The sequence below is a fragment of the Shinella sp. G-2 genome (assembly GCF_050172695.1).
Classification (GTDB): domain Bacteria; phylum Pseudomonadota; class Alphaproteobacteria; order Rhizobiales; family Rhizobiaceae; genus Shinella.
In genome coordinates this window covers 283,875-302,462 of sequence record NZ_JBBEYH010000003.1, presented here as the reverse complement: position 1 = coordinate 302,462, position 18,588 = coordinate 283,875, and the positions used below count along the sequence as shown (strand labels likewise).

The window sequence follows — 18,588 nt, the reverse complement described above, 5'->3', positions numbered from 1 at the left end:
AGGACGGATCCTCAGACCGCCGGCGTCGCGTCCACCGGTTCGGCGGCCGCAGCCTCTTCGTCCTTCGCCTCCGGCTTGATGCGGAACCAGGCGATATAGAGCGCGGGCAGGAAGAGCAGCGTCAGCACCGTGCCGACAATGATGCCGCCCATCATGGCATAGGCCATCGGCCCCCAGAACACTTCGCGCGAAATGGGGATGAGCGCCAGGCTCGCCGCCGCCGCCGTCAGCATGATCGGTCGCATGCGATGCTCCGTCGCCTCCCGCACGGCATCCCAGGCATGCATGCCCTCGCGCCTGAGGTCCTCGATCTGCACGACGAGGATGACCGAGTTGCGGATGAGGATGCCGATCAGCGCCAAAACGCCGAGAATGGCGACGAAGCCGAGCGGCGCGCCGCTGCCGAGCAGGGCGATGACCACGCCGATGAGCGCCAGCGGCGCCACCGCGAAGACGAGGAAGAGCCGCGAGAAGCTCTGCAGTTGCAGCATCAGGATCGTCGCCATGGCGAAGAGCATCAGCGGCACCACCGCGACGATGGGCGCCTGGCTGTTGGCGCTTTCCTCCACCGTGCCGCCGACGACGACGTCGTAGCCGGACGGCATGTCCGCGCGGAAGGCGGTGACGTCCTTCTCCATCTGCGAGACGACGGTCGCCGGCTGCACGCCGCCGGTAATGCTCGCCTTGACCGTGATGGTGGGCTGGCGCGAGCGGCGCCAGACGACGGGCTGCTCCATCTCGTAGCGGAAGTTGGCAATGGCCGCGAGCGGCACCGAGGTGCCGTTGGCCGTCGGCAGTTGCATCTGGCGCAACGTCTCGATGGATTCGCGCTCGCTCGACCGCGCCCGACCGATGACATCGATCAGGTAGACGTCGTCACGGATCTGCGTAACGGTCGTGCCGCCGACGACGCCGTTGAGGGCCGAGGAAATGTCCTGCGAGGTGACCCCGAGCTGGCGCGCCTTGTCCTGGAGAACATCGACCTTCACCACACGGGCCGGTTCGTTCCAGTCATAGACGATATCGCCGAGGCGGTCGTTCTTGCCGAGCAGTTCGCCGAAGGCGAGCGCCTGCGCGCGCACTTCCTGGATATCCGGGCCGCTGACGCGGTACTGGATCGGCCGGCCGACCGGCGGGCCGATGTCGAGAAGCTTCACCAGCGCGTCCGTGCCGACGAAGGTCTCGCGCAGATAGGCCTGGAGGTCGGCCCTCAGGCGGTCGCGAGCTTCGAGGTCCTTGCTGACGATGATCGTCTGGCCGAAGGCCGGCGACGGCGGCTGCACGTCGAAGGACAGCAGGAAGCGCACCGCGCCCTCGCCCACATAGGAGGACCAGCGCTCGATATCCGGATTGCCCTTCAGCTTCTCCTCTTCGAGCTTGGCGATCTGCGCATTGGTCTCGGCGATCGAGGCATTCTGCGGCAGCGCCCAGTCGATGACGAGTTCCGGCCGGTCGGAGGACGGGAAGAACTGCTCCTGCACGAAGCGCATGCCAAAGACCGAAACGAGGAAGATCGCGACGGTCGCGACGATGGTCGTCCATTTCCAGCGCATGCACACGTCGAGGATGCGCGCGAAGACGCGGGCGAAACGGCCCTTCTCCTCGTGGTGCTTCTTCATGCTCTTGGGCAGGATCGTCACGCCGAGCAGCGGCGTGAAGATGACCGCGACCACCCAGGACACGACGAGCGAAATGGCGATGACGACGAAGAGGCTGAAGGTGAATTCGCCAGCGGCGCTGTTGTTGAGGCCGATCGGGATGAAGCCCGCCACCGTGACCAGCGTGCCCGTCAGCATCGGGAAGGCGGTGGAGGTGTAGACATAGGTCGCCGCCTTGCGCAGCGAATCCCCCGCCTCCAGCCGCGCCACCATCATTTCGACGGCGATCATGGCGTCGTCGACGAGGAGGCCGAGCGCGATGATCAGCGCGCCGAGCGACACGCGCTGCAGCGAGATGGCGTCGTAGTACATGAAGACGAAGGTGATGCCGAGCGTCAGCGGAATGGAGAGCGCGACGACGAGGCCGGCGCGCAGGCCAAGGCTGACGAAGGAGACGATGAGAACGATGGCGACCGCCTCGAACAGCGCCTGCGTGAAGCCGGAAACGGCCTCTTCCACCACCTTCGGCTGGTCGGAAACGAGGTGCACGTCGACGCCGACCGGCAGTTCGTGCGAGAGGAGCTCGATCTCCTTCTCCACCGCCGCACCGAATTCCAGGAGGTTGGATCCCTGCTTCATGCCGATGGCAAGGCCGAGGGCCGGTTCGCCGTTGAAGCGGAACAGGGAAGACGGCGGATCCTGGTAGCCGCGGGTGATGGTGGCGATGTCGGACAGGCGGAAGAAGCGGTTGTTGACGCGCAGATTCACCTCGCGAAGGCTTTCCTCGGACGTGAACTGGCCGCCGACGCGCACGCTGACGCGCTCGCCGCCGCCCTGCACCACGCCGGAGGGCGCGATGGCGTTCTGCGCCTGCAGGGTCGAAACGACCTGCTGGGTGGAAATGCCGAGCGCGGCAAGCTGGCGCGTCGAAAATTCGAGATAGATCACCTCGTCCTGCGCGCCGACGAGATCGACCTTGCCGATATTCGGCACGGTCAGCACGCGGCGGCGGGCGTCCTCGACATAGTCGCGGAGCTGGCGCGGCGTCAGGCCATCGGCCGTAAAGGCGTAGATATTGCCGAAGACGTCGCCGAAGCGGTCGTTGAAGGCCGGGCCGATGACGCCGGAGGGAAATTCGCCCCTGATATCGTTGATCATGTTGCGAACGGTCTGCCAGGTCGGCGCCACGTCGCGGGCCTTGGTCGTCGGCTTCAGGTTGACGAAGACCAGCGTCTGGCCGGGCGTCGTGACGCTGCGGCTGAAATCGAGCGATTCCAGTTCCTCCAGCTTGCGCTCGATGCGCTCCGTCACCTGCCGGGTCGTCTCTTCCACGGAAGCGCCGGGCCAGGCGGCGCTGATCGTCATGGTCTTGATGACGAAGGATGGATCCTCCTCGCGGCCGAGATTCTGATAGGTGAAGAAACCGAGCAGCGCGAAGACGATCATGAAGTACCAGACGAGCGATGCATGATCGAGCGCCCAGTCCGAAAGGTTGAACTTCTTCATAGGCTTGCCTCGTCTTCGATCTTTATCTTCTGGCCTTCTTCGAGGCTGTTCACACCGGCGGTGACGACGCGGTCGCCATCCTTCAGCCCGCTCGTGACCGGAACGAACCGGCCGGCACTCGCTCCGGTTTCCACGGGCTTCAGATGCACTTCGCCCTTTTCCGCATCGACGAGCCAGACATGCGGCTTGCCGTCCTTCGTCAGCACGGCTGTTTCCGGCACCATCAGCGCGGTGAGATCGGGGCCTTCCAGTTCGGCGGTGATCGTCGTGCCGAGCCGCACGGTGTCCGGTGGGTTCTCCAGCGCGATCTTGACGCGCCGCGTGCGGGTTGCGGCATCGGCGGCCGGTGCGATCTCGCGCACCGTGCCCTTGACGGTGATGGCCGGATTGATCTGCAGGGAGACCTGGAAGCGGGTGCCGACGGCGATGGGCTCCGCCATTTCCGGGATATCGACGACGGCGTCACGCTCGTCGGGGCGGGCAACGGTGACGATGGCCTCGCCCGGTGAAACGGTCTGTCCGACCTCCGCCCCCGTCGCCACGACGACACCGTCGAATTCCGCGAGGATACGGGTATAGGAAAGCTGCTCTTCCGCCTTCACCAGCGCCGTGCGGGCGCGGATGAGGCCGGCATCGGCCGCCTCACGCGACTGCTCGGCACTTTCGACGGCAGCCTTGGCGGCGGCGTTGGATTGCAGCAGCGTCTTCTGCCGCTCCTCGCTGGCAATGGCGCTCGTCAATGTCGCTTCGGCGCTGGAGAGTTCCGCACGCGCGGAGCGCACGGCAAGCTCGTAGGCGGTGCCGTCGAGCACGGCGAGTTCATCGCCCTTCTTCACGAGATCGCCGACATGGACGGTGCGTGAGACGAGGCGGCCGGCAACGCGCGAACCGAGCGCGGCCTGCACCTTCGCCTGCACCGTGCCGGCAAAGCGCGTGCCCGGCAGCGCGGTGGGCGCGACGACAAGCGAGAGCACCGGACGCGGCGGTGCGGCCGCTTCCTCTTCCTTCTTGCAGCCGGAAAGCGTGAGCGCTGCGATGACGGCCGTGGTCAAAAGGAGGGATGTCCTCATTGGGCGGCTCCTTCGCGCGCGGTGACGGTCTGGCCGGGGCGCAACAGCTTCGTGCCGTCGGCGACGTAGCTTTCACCCTCCTCGATCCCGCCGGAGACCAGCGCCGAGCCGGTCTCGAAGGACAGGACCTCGACCGGCCGCAGGCTGACCGTGCTGTTCGCCTTGTCGACGACCCAGAGCGCCGGTTTGCCATCGACGCCCGACAGCGCCTGCCACGGCACCACCGCGACGCGGCGGGCGGCGAGCGAGCCCATGCCGACGACGGAAGCGCCCAGCGTCATTTCCGGCGGCGTTTCTTCCATGGCGATCTTCACCCGCACCGTGCCGGTTTGGCTGTCGATGGTCGGCGAGACCTCGCGCACATGGCCGGTCGTGCGCACCGTGTCGTCGCTGAGCAGCGTCACGACGACGCCATCCTTGGCGGGCTGGGCAAAGAACAGCGATTCATAGACGTCGAAGACGGCGTCGCGCGGGCCGGTGTCGGCGATGGTGAACATGGTCTGCGCCGCCTGGGCGACCTGGCCGGTCTCGGCAAGACGCGCGGTGACGATCCCGTCGGCGGGCGCGCGCAGTTCGGTATAGGACAGCACTTCCTTGGCGGTGTCGCGCTGGGCAATCGCCGCCTCGCGCGCGCTCTCGGCAGTGCGCAACGCCGTCTCGGCGTCGTCGAAATCGCGCCGGGTGCTGATGCCGTCGTTGAGAAGCGCCTTCAGGCGGTCGAAATTGGTGCGGGCGAGCTTCAGCCGCGCATCGGCCGCGCGCACGCCGGCTTCGGCCGCCTCGACATCCGCCTTCTGCTCTTCGGGATCGAGCCGGGCAAGGACCTGCCCTTCCTTCACCGCCCCGCCGACATCGACGAACCAGCCGGTGATGCGCCCGCCGACGCGGAAGGAAAGATCGGTCTCCACCCGCGCCACCACCTCGCCGGTGATGGTGATCGACTGTTCGCGTTCCTCGAAATGCACCGGTGCGACACGCACCGGCCGCGCCATGCCGTCGGCGAAGGCCGGCACCGTGGCAGCCGACAGCAGAAGGGCCGCCAGCATCGTCTTGCCCGTTCGGGTCATCGTCGTCTCCACTGTTGCAGAAACCCCATTTAATATGGGTCCTCATTATATCGCGAAGAGCAGACTGGCAAGCCGCCGCGCCATCTGGCGTTGAACTTGCCGCAGCCGAGTGTGGCGGAAGCCGCGAAAAAAGCCAATCGGGGTAAGGCTATGACAGGAAAATATAATAGACCATATCTTTCAGCAACCTAGCGCAACCGCAGGCAATGCCGGGAAACAAGAAAGCCGCTGGTTGCCTGGAAACGCCAAGGTTTCCGGAAAGCAACGCAGCGGCTTTTTCGGAGCGCCGTTCTTCGGACGCTTCTATCTAGGTCCCCTCTGGACCCTCCCTCAAAAAGCACGAAGCGTGCCAGAATGGCGGGGCCGCAAAATCAATCGTGTTTTCATATTACTAAAGGCGCTTCTAATGCGACGCGTCGCTTCAGGCGACCCGCGCCTGTGCAAAACCTGTGCAACCGGCGGCGCCCTGCGCCCATCTTTCGGACAAAAAAAGAGCGGCCACCGGGGCCGCCCTTCTGTCGCATCCGATAAGCAATCTCAGAACTCTTCCCAGTCCTGCGCGGCCGCACTTGCCGCCGTGGCCTGCCCGCCACCGAAGGCGCGGGCGAGCTTGTTGCCGAGCGCCCTTGCACCCGAGGCCGCGGGACGGTGCTCCGCCGGCGAGGCGGCCACCGGCCGGCCGGCGGCCGCTGCGGAAGCGCCGAGACGGAACTGGGCGATGAGCGTGTTGAGCGCCGCCGCCTCGCTTGCCAGCGCATGGCTCGCCGCCGTCTGCTCTTCCACCATGGCCGCGTTCTTCTGCGTGCCCTGGTCGATGGAATTCACCGCGGCGCTGATCTCGTTGAGGCCGGTCGACTGCTCGCGCGCCGAGCGCACGATGGCCGCGACATTCTGGTCGATCTCCTGCACCTGGTTGACGATTTCCGACAGCGCCGAGCCGGTCTCGCCGACCAGCGCGACGCCGAGATGCACCTGATCGCCCGACTTGGTGATGAGCGCCTTGATCTCCTTGGCGGCATTGGCCGAACGCTGGGCAAGCTCGCGCACTTCCTGCGCGACGACGGCGAAGCCCTTGCCGGCCTCGCCCGCACGAGCCGCTTCCACCCCGGCGTTCAGCGCCAGCAGGTTGGTCTGGAAGGCGATTTCGTCGATGACGCCGATGATGTTGGAAATCTCGCGCGAGGAATTTTCGATGCCGCTCATCGCATCGACGGCGCGGCGAACGACCTCGCCGGATTTTTCTGCGCCCGCCCGGGTGCGCTCGACGAGCTGGCCCGCATCCTCCGCCCGCTTGGTGGCGTCCTTCAGCGAGGTGGTGATCTCCTCCAGCGCCGCCGCGGTTTCCTCGACGGAGGCGGCCTGCTGTTCGGTTCGCTTGGCAAGATCGTCGGACGCCGCGCGGATTTCCGACGTGCCGGCCTGGATGGCGTTGGCATTGCTTCCAACCGAGCGCAGCGCCGATTGCAGCTTCTCCACGGAAGCGTTGAAGTCGTGACGCAACTCGTCCAGCGAACCGGCGAAGGCCCGCTCGATCCGGTGCGTCATGTCGCCGTCGGAAAGCTTCTGCAGGCCTTCGGCGAGCGCCTCGACGGCGGCCCGGGTCTGGCGTTCGCGCGCCTCGGCTTCCTCGGCATGCTGGCGGCGTTCGCCTTCCGAAAGCGCGCGGTTCTGCTCCGCCTCGCCCTCAAGGCGAATCTTGGCGAGCGTTGCATCCCGCAGCACGGCGAGCGAACGGGCCATTTCGCCGATTTCGTCCTGCCGCTCCGATTCCGAGAGGTCGACATCCGTGCGGCCGCGGGCGATCTCGCTCGTCGCGGCGATGACCGTGCCGAGACGCTTGCGGAAGCGGGCGGCCAGCAGCCAGCCGATGGAGATCATCAGGCCCGCAGCCACGGCAATGACGATGATGGAGGTGACGGCCAGCGTCGAAAGGCTGGCGAAAAGCACGGATTTCGGCACGGAAACCACGGTGAACCAGGTCGTGCCCGGCACCAGCGGCACCGGCACGGCAACCGCGATGGAGGGAACGCCCGACGCGTCGGTGATTTCCATCGCCTTTTCCGGCGCGGCGATCAGCGCCTGCCAGGCGGCCGTATCGAGGCCGGAATCGGCGAGCGTCTTGCCGAGCACGGCGGAATCGGGATGGCTGACGATACTGCCGCCCTGGCTGAGCAGCGCGACATAGCCCTCGCCGAGCGGCTTCAGCTGCGCCATGTCGGCGGCCAGCGCATCGAGCGCGATGTCGACGCCCGTTTCGCCCTGGAACTTGCCGTCGAAAAGCAGCGGCACCATGAAGGAGGTCATCAGCACGTTCTTGCCGCCGATGACATAGCTGTAGGGCTCGGTCAGGAAATCCTTCCCCGTCGCCTTGGGCACCTGGTAGTAGTCGCCGGGGCCGGGCTTGTCGTAATCGACCAGCGCCTCCATGCCGACCTTGCCCTCGCTGCGAACGAAATAGGGAATGTAGCGGCCCGTGGCGTCATGGCCCGGCTGGTTCTTGTATTGCTCGTCCTTGCCGTCGAAGGCGTTCGGCTCCCAGCCGGTGCTGACGCCGAGCGCGAAGGGATTGTCGGCCATCAGCCGGTCGAAGACGCCGTTCATCGTCTCGCGGCTGGGCGCGCCCGTGGCCTTCACGGCATAGAGCGCCGAACGCATGTTCCAGCTCAGCGCCTTCACCTGCGCGAAATAGGTTTCGACCTTGCCGGCGCTCGCCTCGGCCGCATTGACCATCTCCGAAATCGATCGCTCTTCCACCGCGCGGTAGGACAGCCAGAGCAGAACGCCCGCCGTCGCCACGGTCGTGGCAACACCGGCCGCCACGATGGCGAACATATTTCGGGCAGTCGCAGTCTTTGGCAGCATAAAACGTCTCCTCGCATGGCCGCGGAAACCCGCGCCGGCACTCAACGGAAGGGCGGAAACATGCCGTCGGACGCGGCGAAACAGAGACGAAGTCATTTCGCAGACCGGGAGCGTAAGCGCATGCTGGTTTATGAAACGATAAAATTCGGGGCGCCGAACGTTGGAACAGAATGGGCGGATACGCAGTCTCCAGGGAACGACGCCTTTCACGGTGGCGTGCGCGCGACGGAGACCGACCGGAGGCCGTTCAAGAAAAGTGAACAATCCGTTCGTCCGGCCCGGTCTTCCGGCAGCGCAGGCAAGGGGCGATATTCGCCTCAACGCAAGGCCCCGAGAACGGGGTACGCACCAGAACACCCCGGAGTTTCCGGAGAGGAGTTTATCATGACCATGCAGCTGACTGGCATCCACCACCTGACCGCGATCACCGCGAATGCGCCGGAAAACCTGCGCTTCTACACGCAGGTCCTCGGCCTGCGCCTCGTCAAGAAGACCGTCAACCAGGACGACACCAGCGCCTATCATCTCTTCTATGCCGATGGCCTTGCCTCCCCCGGCACGGACCTCACCTTCTTCGACTGGCCTGTCGGCCATGAGCGCCGCGGCACGCACAGCGTTTCCCGCACGGGCCTGCGCGTCGCCACCCTTGCCACGCTCGAATGGTGGCGCGACCGCTTTGCCGAACTGAAGGTGAAAGTCGGCGATATCCGCGATGTCAACGGCCGCGCCACGCTCGATTTCGAGGATGGCGAAGGCCAGCGCTTCCGCCTGACGGTCGACAATGCCGGCACGCCGGCAAATCCCTGGGACAGGAGCCCGGTTCCGGCCGAGCACCAGATCAAGGGCCTCGGCCCGATCACGCTCTCCGTACCCGATATCCGCAACACGGAAACCGTGCTTGTGCATGTCATGAACATGAAGGAGACGGCGGTCTACGCGAACCCGGATGGCGAAGGGGACGTGCACGTCTTCTCGATGGGTGAAGGCGGTCCCGCGGCAGAACTGCACGTCGCCGTCGAACCGGACCTTCCGACCGCCCACCAGGGCGCCGGTGCGGTGCACCACGTCGCCTTCCGCGCACCGGATGTCGAGGCGCTGCATGCCTGGACGGAGCGCCTGCGTGGCTTCCGCCTGCCTTCCAGCGGCGAGGTCGAACGTTTCTACTTCCGCTCGCTCTATTTCCGCGAGCCGAACGGCATCCTGTTCGAGATCGCCACGGACGGCCCCGGCTTTGCGGTGGACGAGCCCATGGAGACCCTCGGCGAGAGCCTGTCGCTGCCGCCCTTCCTGGAGCCGCGCCGCACGCAGATCGAGGCAAGGCTGAAGCCCCTCGCCTAAGCTGAAGCCAAACCCCGGCGTGACAAACCGTCCGCCGGGGTTTTCTATGTCTGAAAACGGAGAGACGACATGACGAAACTGGTGGTTATCTCGGGCAGCCTGCGCAAGGCCTCCTTCAACACCGCGCTCCTGCGCGCGGCGCTCGCCATGGCGCCGGAAGGGGTCGAGATCGCGGAAGGCTCGATCCACGGCATTCCGCTATACGATGGCGACGTGGAGGCGGCCGAGGGAATTCCCGAAACCGTGACGCGCCTCAAGGACCTTGTCGCCGATGCGGACGGCGTCATCCTCTTCACGCCGGAATATAACAACGGCATTCCCGGCGTCTTCAAGAACGCCATCGACTGGATGAGCCGCCCCTCCTCCGATATCGCCCGCGTCTTCGGCGGCAAGCCCTTCGCCATTACCGGCGCCTCGCCAGGCAATTTCGGCACCCTGCTTTCCCAGGAAGCCTGGCTTCCCATCATGCGCACGCTCGGCACGGTGCCGTGGTTCGGCGCAAAGCTGATGGTATCGCGCGCCGGCACCGTCATCCAGGACGGCAGGATCGCAGACGCGGCAACGGAACAGAAGCTGCGCGATTTTGTTGCCGGCTTCGCGGCCTTCGTCCGCGACTACACGCGCTGAACGAAAGGCCGCTCAAACAAAAAGGGCGCGTCCTACGACGCGCCCTTTCTTCTTCCATTGCCCTCAGCCGAGGATGCGCTCCTTGTAGGCCTTGGCGAGTTCGAGGTCCGCGCCGCCGATCTCGTGCCCGGCCGGAAGCAGCTTGTGCTCGACGGCCGCGCCGCGTGCCTTCAGGTGGCGTTCGAGATCGCCGGCAAAGCGGCCATAGGGATCCGACTGGCCGCTCAGCATCATGACGTTCGCGCCCGGCAGGTCCGTCGCCGGAACGCTCTCCAGCACATTCATGCCGCGCAGCAGCACCGCATTGCGGATGATGCCGGGATGCAGCAGCATGATCGCGCCGATCATGTTCGCGCCGTTGGAGTAGCCGACGAACAGCGTCTTTTCCGGGTCGAGCCCATAGGCCGCATTCGCCCCTTCCATGAAGGCCGCGAAGGCCTCCGCCTCGTTCACGATGTCCTTCTGATCGAAGGTCGTCATGCTCAGCCGGCGGAAGAACCGCGGATGGCCTTCATCCACGCTGCGCCCGCGCGGGCTGAGAAGAACGGCATCAGGTGCAAGCCGCGCGCCGAACGGCAGGAGGCTCGTTTCGTTGCCGCCGGTGCCATGCAGCAGAACGACGGCGGTGCCATCGGGATTTTCCGGGCGGTGGACGCGATGGACGAAAGGCAGGTCACGTTCGGGCATTCTTTCTTCTCCTGGCAGGGAAAATTGCGGAAGCCGCGCCCGGACGTCATCCGGGTCGGCGCGGAAATGTTTCGGGACGAACAGGCGCGTGCCGAGCGTTTCCAGCGGCTCGTCGACCGTCATGCCGGGGCCATCCGTCGCATATTCGAGCAGCGCACCGCCGGGTTCGCGCACGTAGAGCGAATAGAAGTAGCTGCGGTCGTGCATGTTCATGTCGCCCGCATCCTCTTCCGCAAGACGGCGCGCCGCCGCTTCCACGGCGGTGCGGTCCGGCGCACGCAACGCGATATGGTCGATCGTGCCGGTGCCCGGCGCCGAGGTCCAGAACCCGCTGGCATCCCGGATGTCGAGCACGTCGCCGGCATCGCCGGCAAGCCGGACGATGCCGTTCGCTTCGGCCACCTTGCGAAAGCCGAAATGCCGGCCGACGAAAGCCGCCGTCTCCGCCGGCTTTTCCGACAGGACCGTCGCGCCGCGAATGCGCTGGATCGCATCGGCGGCCGCGATGTCCCTGGTGACATGGGGCGCCGGGCCGTCGACATCGGCTTCGCCGACGAGCTTGACGATGATGCCGTCGGGGTCCTTCAGCCGCAGGACGGGTTCGCCGAATTCCTGCGCCGGCCCGGTGGCAGCGATGTTGCAGGTCAACGCGCGCGTCAGCCAGAAGCCGATCGCTTCCGGTCGCACGGCAAGAGCGATCTCCGACGGCTGGCCGTGGCCGACCCGGCCGGGAGAGCCGTCCTCCCAGGCAAGGAAGGTGATCAGCGAGCCGGGCGTGGCGGCCGCATCGCCGTAGAAGAGATGAAGCTGCTCGGCGTCCTCGTAGCCGGCCGTGCGCTTGACGAGCCGCAGGCCCAGAAAGCCCGCATAGAAATCGACATTCGCCTGGATCTTCCGGGTGAGCGCCGTGATGTGATGGATGCCACTGGTCATTGGGCACCTCCTTTCACAGCCACCCAATCAGGAATTGAACGCCCGCGCCAGCCAGCGCCCGGTGAATGGATTGTTCACAAAACAAGACCGGCTCCGCCAGGGACGGAGCCGGTCGTCAACCAGCACGAAACAGTGCCGGCACGTTGGAAATTCTGGTTCAGGCGGCCGCGATATTGGCCGGGGACATCGCCCGCTGCGCAGCGGACGGATCGTTGAGGAGACGGCGGATCGCCAGGCGTACCTCGTCTGCCGAGGAGAAACGCTGGGAATCCAGATCCCAGACGGAATATTTGACGGCCACGAACTTCAGCCGATCCTCATCCGGAACGACGACGCCGACGGCCTCACCACCGATTTCGATAACCTGCTTTTGCATAACAACTCCTGCCGCACCCGGAGGCACAGCCAATTCATATCTTGCGCTAAATTCGATGAGGGGGATGCAGATCACATTCGGCGGAGTGCCGTATGCGCTTTCCCTGTAATCGTTTCACGACAGGAGTACGCCACACGCACGGAGGCGATGCAGTTGTTATCGTACATGACACACTCCCTCTGGTTGGCGCTGACGCTGAAAAAAGGATGCGTCAGGTGTAGACCGAAACAAAACGCATGCGGTCTTCATGCGATGCTCCAACACATAAGCGGCTCTCCCTTTCTTGTCAATGGAATCCGCAGAATTTTGGAAAAAATTGCTGCCGAATTTGTGTGACAATTCGAATCGCAAAATAGTTTTCGCGCATGCAGCATTTTTCAGGAAAATATGTCGCGAACACGGACATTCCGGGGAAATGCCGTGGCGCAACCTGGCGGCGCGACAGCAACAATCGATTTACCCGCCAGAAGAGAAGATCGGGCATCTGGTGGAAAAAGTCAGTTGCCCGACGGACACACACGCCACGTGAAGCGGGGGAAAAACGCTGTGGGACCATTCTTTTTTTCGGGGAAGGCTCGATCTTCGGCCTAAACATGAATAAAGAGTGAATCGCAATTTTGTTCTGTTAAGAAAAGCCACCACGGTCGGCAGGGTATGATCATGAATTTCGTACGGACGCTTTTTCCCCTGAGCATGCTCCTCCTGTCGGGCTGTGTCGTTGGCCCCGACTACCAGAAGCCCGAGACCGCGCTGCCGGCCAAATTCTCGGAAAGCAAGGCAGCCAGCGCCGATAACGTAGCGCTCAATCCGTGGTGGGAGTCCTTCCGCGACAGGCGCCTCAACGATCTCGTCCATCAGGGCCTGGGTGAAAACCTCACGGTTCTTCAGGCTCTGGAGCGCATCACGGCGGCCGAAGCCAATGTCGTCGTCGCCGGCGCGGGTTCGCTGCCGAGCATCGGCGCATCCGCCGACGGCAATGTCGGCGGCCAGGACGGCAGCTATCTGCGCCGCTCCACCGGAAACGACCATTCGGAATCCAAGTCGATCACGGCCGGCGCGAGCGCGTCCTGGCTGCTCGACTTCTTCGGCCAGTACAAGCGTTCGAAGGAAGCGGCCAACGCTTCGCTCGACGCGGCCTATGACGACGTCGACGTCGCGCGCCTCGCCTATCTCTCGGACCTCGTCTCGAGCTACGTGAACGCCCGCTACTATCAGGAAGCGCTGGCGCTCAGCCGCAAGAACCTCGTCTCGCGCCGCGAGACGCTGAAGCTCACCAACGAGATCAAGCAGGCCGGCGCCGCGTCCAGCCTCGACGTGCTGCAGACCGAAGGCCTCGTCAACCAGACGCTGGCCGACCTGCCGGCGCTGGAAACCGGCTTCCATCAAGCGGCGAACCACATCGCCACGCTGCTCGGCGTACCGGCCAGCACCATCACGTCCAGCCTGATCAAGGGCTCGGCCCAGCCGATGCCGCGTTACTCGACGAAGACGGGCATCCCGGCCGATCTCATCCGCAACCGTCCTGATATCCGCGCCGCCGAACGCCGCCTGCAGGCCGCGACGGCCCGGATCGGCGTTGCCGAGGCACAGCTCTATCCGAGCATCGAGCTTGGCGGCTCCATCGGCGTGGCGCGCAACTTCAACGCCGTGACCGGCAGCCTGTCGAACTGGTCGTTCGGCCCGACGCTGACCCTGCCGATCTTCAACGGCGGTGCGCTGAAGGCTCAGGTCAAGATCGCCCGCTCGGAAGCCGAGCAGCAGTATCTCTCCTGGAAGTCCACCGTGCTGAACGCGGTCGAGGAAGTCGAGAACGCCCAGACCGCGCTGATCCGCGACGGCCAGACGGTCGCCGCCCTCCGCAAGGTCGTGCAGTCCTACGAACAGACGCTGAACCTTGCCCGCGAAAGCTATCGCGGCGGCGCCAGCACCATCCTCGACGTGCTCGATGCCGAGCGCAACGTCGCGTCGGCCCGCCTGTCGCTCGCCTCGGCAATCCGCCAGCTTGCCCGCGACTATGTCGCGCTCAATGTGGCCATCGGTGGCGGCGCGGAAGTCGGCGCAGCGGCAACGATCGCCAGCAAGTAAGCCTGGCCTCGACGAAATTGAAGCGGCGGTCCGGTTATGCCGGGCCGCCGTTTTCGTTTTGGAAGAAGGCTTCCAGCGCGGCGGCCGTTCTGCCGTAGTGGGCGCGCAGGGCGTCTACCGCGCCATCCTCGTCACGCGCCAGCGCCCGCTCCATCAGGTCCCTGTGCTCGCCTTCCACATCCCGCGTCGCGCCGGACAGGCTGATCGACAGGCGCCGGTAGCGGTCCGCACGCGAAAACAGCTTCTCGCAGATCTCCAGCAGCGTCGGCGAGCCGCAGGCGGAGATCAGCGCGGCATGGAACGCCGCATGCCGCGCCTCCCAGTCCTCCCGCATCGCCGAGGGCATGTCCTCGCGCAGTTGGGGAATGCGCACCATCAGGTGGTGACAGGCAAGAACACGCGCCTCCCAGTCCGCATCCCCCTTCGCCACGGAAAGCCGCAAGGCCTCGCCCTCGCAAAGCTGCCGCGCCGCCGTGACATCGCGCAGTTCCGCCAGCGAGAGCCCCGCGACGCTGCAGCCGCGATGGCCGTCCAGCACGGTGAAGCCCTCCGCCGTCAGTCGGGCCAGCGCCTCGCGCACCGGCGTCACGCTCATGCCGCACAGCGCCTGCAGATCGCTGAAGCGCAGCCGCGCGCCCGGCGCATAAACGCCCGAGCGGATCGCCTGCCGGATCGCCGCATAGGCATCCTCCGCCAGCGTCTTTCCCCCTGCCCGCTTCTGATCGGCTGCCTCACGCATATTTGGTAAACTCTGGAAGATTTTCGAAAATCGTTGACTCGATGTAAAACCGGATGGAATGTGGGCGCAACAGAAATCCGCATTCACGGGAGGACAACATGAAACTGGTGCGCTTTGGCGCGGCGGGCGCGGAAAAGCCCGGCCTGATCGACGCGGACGGCCATATCCGCGATCTCTCGGGCATCGTACCCGACATTGCCGGCGACGCGCTCGGCCCGGAAAGCCTTGCCCGCCTGCGTGCGCTCGACCCCGCAAGCCTGCCGCTGGCGCCGGACGGCAGCCGTCTCGGGGCCTGCGTCGGCCGGGTCGGCAACTTCATCGCCGTCGGCCTCAACTATGCAGACCACGCCGCCGAAAGCGGCATGGCGGTGCCGAGCGAGCCGGTGCTGTTCAACAAGGCTCCCTCCTGCGTCGTCGGCCCTGACGACACGATCCTCATCCCGCGCGGCTCGGAGAAGACGGACTGGGAAGTGGAACTGGCAATCGTCATCGGCAAGCGCGCCTCCTACGTTTCCGAGGCCGAGGCGCTGGACTACGTGGCGGGTTATTGCATCTGCAACGACATTTCCGAGCGCGCCTATCAATTGGAGCGCGGTGGCCAGTGGACCAAGGGCAAGGGCTGCCCGACCTTCGGCCCGATCGGCCCCTGGCTGGTGACGGCGGATGCGGTGGATACCGGCGATCTCGCCATGACGCTCAGCGTCAACGGCGAACGGGTGCAGAACGGTTCATCGAGCACCATGGTCTTCAAGGTGCCCTTCCTCGTACATTACATCTCGCAGTTCATGGCGCTCGAACCCGGTGACGTCATCACGACGGGCACGCCGCCCGGCGTCGGCATGGGCATGAAACCGCCGCGCTACCTGAAGCCCGGCGACCGCATGGAGGTCGCCATTGCCGGTCTCGGCGTGCAGCGCCAGAACGTCGCCGCCGGCTGACCCCGAAAAGCGAGAGGGGCCTCGAAGGCCCCTCTTTCGTATCGGCGATCAGTGAACGGTCGCGGGGGATGCTTCGTCGTCCAGGATGCGGAAAGCCTCATCCAGCGCGGCCACCAGAATGTCCGTCAGTTCGTCCACGTCGTTTTCGAGAAGGAAGAGCGCGACCGTTGCATTGTCAGGGTCGCTATAGCGCTCGAGGTCGTTCGACATGTCATTGTCCCTTTCCAGCCGGCACCATCCCGGTTAACGGAAAGCTTAGGGACGCAGGCTTGCGTCTGGCTTGTGCCGGAAAGGAACAGGCGACGCAAGGCTTAAACCGCGCGCCGGCGCGCCGCCAGTCTTCACCAGATGGTGAAGACACCATATCCTCTTGTTTTCATGAAGATTCAGGCGCGAGGAAGCCCGGCGTTCGGGCAAGGATTTGTTAACCACACCAGGACTGGTGCTGCCCCTTAAAGGGCCGGGCAAACCCTTCGCGCACCAGCCTGCCGCCGATCGACTGCCCGCCGCGAAGCACGAGATGCGGCGCAGCGCCGGCCTTGCCGCCATTGCCCTTCGCCGCGACAAGCGTCACGTCGCCTTCGTTCAGGATTTCCCGCAGCCGCAGCTTGGCGTCGCCGCCTCGCGAACGCTCGGCTTCGCAGCGCGCCTCGGCAATCGCCGGCACATCGATGTCGGCGAGCCGCACCTTGCGCCCGGCATAAAGGATCGTGCTGCCGTCGAGCACGCAATAATCCGTCTGTGTCGTGCAGATGAACCATTTCCCTGCAAAGGGCGGCAGCTTCTCGTCGACGGGAACCTTGTTCTCCACCGCCTCCGCGGGCCGCTGCTTCGGCCGGACCAGCGCCGTCTCCCGTTCCACCTTCGCCGTCTTGCGCTCGATGGAAGCGGTGCGAATCCCCGTCGCCGCCGATTCCGGCCCTGACGCCCAATTGTCCATGTAGAGAATTCCGCCGATCACGGCCGCACCGAGCACATACCAGTGCGCCATGCCACCGCGCGCGCGCGTCATCCGCTTCGTTCCCGCGCTTTTCTTCCGCTTCGTCGTCTTCTTTGCCATCGCCGGTCTCCTGCCGGGACAGTGCAACGATCTCTTGAAGATATGGTTACCGGTTTTCGTTCCGTTCCAGCCGGCCTCGATTCCCTCTCCGCCCCTGCTTGGCGTGCTGCGCCAGGCGTGGGCCGCTCTCGCCAACCGTCACGCGTGCCTGTCACCCGCTGAAAGGTTCGCGCCGGTCGCCCATCGAACAGGAAACGCTCGCTGGATCCGCAAGATGGAAAGTACGGCCACATCTTCGATATTGAGTTTTCCCGTCCGAGGATGGAGGATCGCCACTCCACGAAGCATGGAGTTTCACATGACCAAAGTCGCAGTTCTCGTCGGCAGCCTCCGCAAGGAATCGTTCAGCCGCAAGGTCGCCAAGGCCCTTGCCGCGTTGACCCCGAACCTGACATTCGATTTTCTCGATATCGGTGCGGTTTCCTATTTCAACCAGGATCTGGAAGCATCGCCGCCGGCCGACTGGACGGCATTGCGTGAACGTATCGCGGCCGCGGACGCGGTGCTCTTCGTAACGGCCGAATACAACCGCTCGGTCCCCGGCGTGCTGAAGAACGCAATCGATGTCGCCTCCCGCCCCTATGGGCAAGGCGCGCTCGCCGGCAAGCCTGCCGCGATCATCTCGACGTCGATCGGCGCCATCGGCGGCTTCGGCGCCAACCATCATCTGCGCCAGTCGCTGTGCTTCCTTAACATGCCCGTTCTGGAACAGCCGGAAGCCTATATCGGCGGCACCAGCAATCTTTTCGACGATGCAGGGCAGCTGACCAACGAGGGAACCCGCGATTTCCTCACCGGTTTCGGCAAGGCGTTCGAGCAGCATATCGCGCGAAACGCCAAGCGATAATTTCGCATCGAGATTTCTGTACCCGGAGTTGGTGGCACACCCTCCGGGTATTGCATGCCCCCGGCGGCGAGCGCACAACGCCCCGCGCCTTTATAGAATGCGGCGACGATGGACGAATTCGGCAAGTTCAAGCGACAACCGCCGGAGGATCGGCGCCAAGCACTGATCGAGGCGACGCTTGTCTGCCTCGGCCGGGAGGGCCATGCGGGTCTTTCCGTCCGCAAGATCAGTGCGGAGGCCGGCATATCCATCGGTCTCATCAACCACCATTATGCAAACAAGGATGCGCTTGTCGGTCATGCCTACGAGCATCTGGCGCTCGGCCTGCTCGAGACCGTCAGGACGCAGGTAGCGGCCGCCGGGCCGGATCCACGCGCAAGGCTCAGCGCCTGCTTCCAAGGCATCTTTTCCTCGGCGGCACTGGACCGCGCGACGTTGCGGACATGGGTGGTCTTCTGGGGCATGATCGACCATTCCCAGGCCATCAACGAAGCGCATGACCGCACCTATGCCGTCTACCGGACGCTGCTGGAAACGCTTCTCGGCGACATCCACGCCGACCGGAAGGGCCCCCGCATCGACGCGCGCCTTGCGGCCATCGGCCTGTCGGCCATGCTCGACGGTCTCTGGCTGGAACTTAGCCTCAACCCCACGACCTTCGCCCGGGACGAGGCCATCACGCTTTGCGAAAGCTGGGTGGACGCGCTGTGCGCCGGCGCGATGCCTCGTCTCCTCGTCGCGGCGGCGCCTGCAAAAACAGAAGACTGAACGATCGTTCAATTTCTATTGCGCCACGAGTCCGAACCTGTATCATCGCCTGCGCAACCTGCGCTGCGATGGCGTACTGCCATCGCG

Annotated in this window: 15 protein-coding genes; 6 read left to right on the top strand and 9 right to left on the bottom strand. The window is 65.0% G+C overall.

Annotation, left to right across the window (positions count from 1 at the left end; translation table 11 throughout):
- Window positions 1–11: 11 nt before the first annotated feature.
- The 4 genes from V8U06_RS07970 to V8U06_RS07955 all read right to left on the bottom strand — a co-directional run bounded on the left by V8U06_RS07970 (window position 12) and on the right by V8U06_RS07955 (window position 8,103).
- Complete coding sequence (locus tag V8U06_RS07970; protein WP_427140200.1) at window positions 12–3,104, bottom strand: efflux RND transporter permease subunit; 3,093 nt, start codon at window positions 3,102–3,104, stop codon at window positions 12–14.
- Complete coding sequence (locus V8U06_RS07965) at window positions 3,101–4,174, bottom strand: efflux RND transporter periplasmic adaptor subunit (RefSeq protein ID WP_427140199.1); 1,074 nt, start codon at window positions 4,172–4,174, stop codon at window positions 3,101–3,103. The genes V8U06_RS07970 and V8U06_RS07965 overlap by 4 nt, the downstream gene beginning before the upstream one ends.
- The gene (locus tag V8U06_RS07960; protein ID WP_427140198.1) at window positions 4,171–5,241 is read right to left on the bottom strand and encodes an efflux RND transporter periplasmic adaptor subunit; all 1,071 of its coding nucleotides are present in this window, start codon (window positions 5,239–5,241) and stop codon (window positions 4,171–4,173) included. The genes V8U06_RS07965 and V8U06_RS07960 overlap by 4 nt, the downstream gene beginning before the upstream one ends.
- A gap of 537 nt (window positions 5,242–5,778) precedes the next feature.
- Window positions 5,779–8,103, bottom strand: a complete 2,325-nt coding sequence (locus tag V8U06_RS07955) for a methyl-accepting chemotaxis protein (protein ID WP_427140197.1) — start codon at window positions 8,101–8,103, stop codon at window positions 5,779–5,781.
- 384 nt (window positions 8,104–8,487) lie between these two features.
- Here V8U06_RS07955 and V8U06_RS07950 point away from each other — a divergent pair, with 384 nt between their 5' ends.
- Both V8U06_RS07950 and V8U06_RS07945 read left to right on the top strand, forming a co-directional pair.
- Window positions 8,488–9,441, top strand: a complete 954-nt coding sequence (locus V8U06_RS07950; protein WP_427140196.1) for a ring-cleaving dioxygenase — start codon at window positions 8,488–8,490, stop codon at window positions 9,439–9,441.
- 69 nt (window positions 9,442–9,510) lie between these two features.
- Window positions 9,511–10,068, top strand: coding sequence for an NADPH-dependent FMN reductase (locus V8U06_RS07945; RefSeq protein WP_427140195.1), 558 nt, complete (start codon window positions 9,511–9,513; stop codon window positions 10,066–10,068).
- 63 nt (window positions 10,069–10,131) lie between these two features.
- On the opposite strand, the gene V8U06_RS07940 is transcribed toward V8U06_RS07945, so the two are convergent.
- Window positions 10,132–11,688, bottom strand: coding sequence for a VOC family protein (locus V8U06_RS07940; RefSeq protein ID WP_427140194.1), 1,557 nt, complete (start codon window positions 11,686–11,688; stop codon window positions 10,132–10,134).
- 157 nt (window positions 11,689–11,845) lie between these two features.
- Entirely contained in the window at window positions 11,846–12,064 is a 219-nt protein-coding gene (locus V8U06_RS07935; RefSeq protein WP_226918017.1) for a hypothetical protein, read from the bottom strand.
- A 660-nt stretch (window positions 12,065–12,724) separates the two neighbouring features.
- Here V8U06_RS07935 and V8U06_RS07930 point away from each other — a divergent pair.
- Entirely contained in the window at window positions 12,725–14,149 is a 1,425-nt protein-coding gene (locus V8U06_RS07930) for an efflux transporter outer membrane subunit (RefSeq protein WP_427140193.1), read from the top strand.
- Between the two features lie 34 nt (window positions 14,150–14,183).
- Here V8U06_RS07930 and V8U06_RS07925 read toward each other — a convergent pair whose 3' ends face one another.
- Complete coding sequence (locus V8U06_RS07925; RefSeq protein ID WP_427140192.1) at window positions 14,184–14,888, bottom strand: GntR family transcriptional regulator; 705 nt, start codon at window positions 14,886–14,888, stop codon at window positions 14,184–14,186.
- Window positions 14,889–14,986: 98 nt separating this feature from the next.
- Here V8U06_RS07925 and V8U06_RS07920 point away from each other — a divergent pair, with 98 nt between their 5' ends.
- Window positions 14,987–15,826 carry a fumarylacetoacetate hydrolase family protein gene (locus V8U06_RS07920; protein WP_427140191.1) on the top strand — a complete coding sequence of 280 codons (840 nt, stop codon included), beginning with the start codon at window positions 14,987–14,989 and terminating at the stop codon, window positions 15,824–15,826.
- 48 nt (window positions 15,827–15,874) lie between these two features.
- On the opposite strand, the gene V8U06_RS07915 is transcribed toward V8U06_RS07920, so the two are convergent.
- Window positions 15,875–16,036 (bottom strand): hypothetical protein, encoded by a 162-nt coding sequence (locus V8U06_RS07915; protein WP_226918013.1) that lies wholly within the window; start codon window positions 16,034–16,036, stop codon window positions 15,875–15,877.
- Window positions 16,037–16,250: 214 nt separating this feature from the next.
- Window positions 16,251–16,838, bottom strand: coding sequence for a thermonuclease family protein (locus V8U06_RS07910; RefSeq protein WP_427140190.1), 588 nt, complete (start codon window positions 16,836–16,838; stop codon window positions 16,251–16,253).
- Between V8U06_RS07910 and V8U06_RS07905 the strand changes: the two genes are divergently transcribed.
- Together V8U06_RS07905 and V8U06_RS07900 are read left to right on the top strand one after the other, a co-directional pair.
- Window positions 16,816–17,733: an NADPH-dependent FMN reductase gene (locus tag V8U06_RS07905; protein WP_427140189.1), complete on the top strand. Its 918-nt coding sequence runs from the start codon at window positions 16,816–16,818 to the stop codon at window positions 17,731–17,733. The two genes, V8U06_RS07910 and V8U06_RS07905, sit on opposite strands and share 23 nt — an antisense overlap.
- 108 nt (window positions 17,734–17,841) lie before the next feature.
- The gene (locus tag V8U06_RS07900; RefSeq protein WP_427140188.1) at window positions 17,842–18,501 is read left to right on the top strand and encodes a TetR family transcriptional regulator C-terminal domain-containing protein; all 660 of its coding nucleotides are present in this window, start codon (window positions 17,842–17,844) and stop codon (window positions 18,499–18,501) included.
- Window positions 18,502–18,588 lie beyond the last annotated feature (87 nt).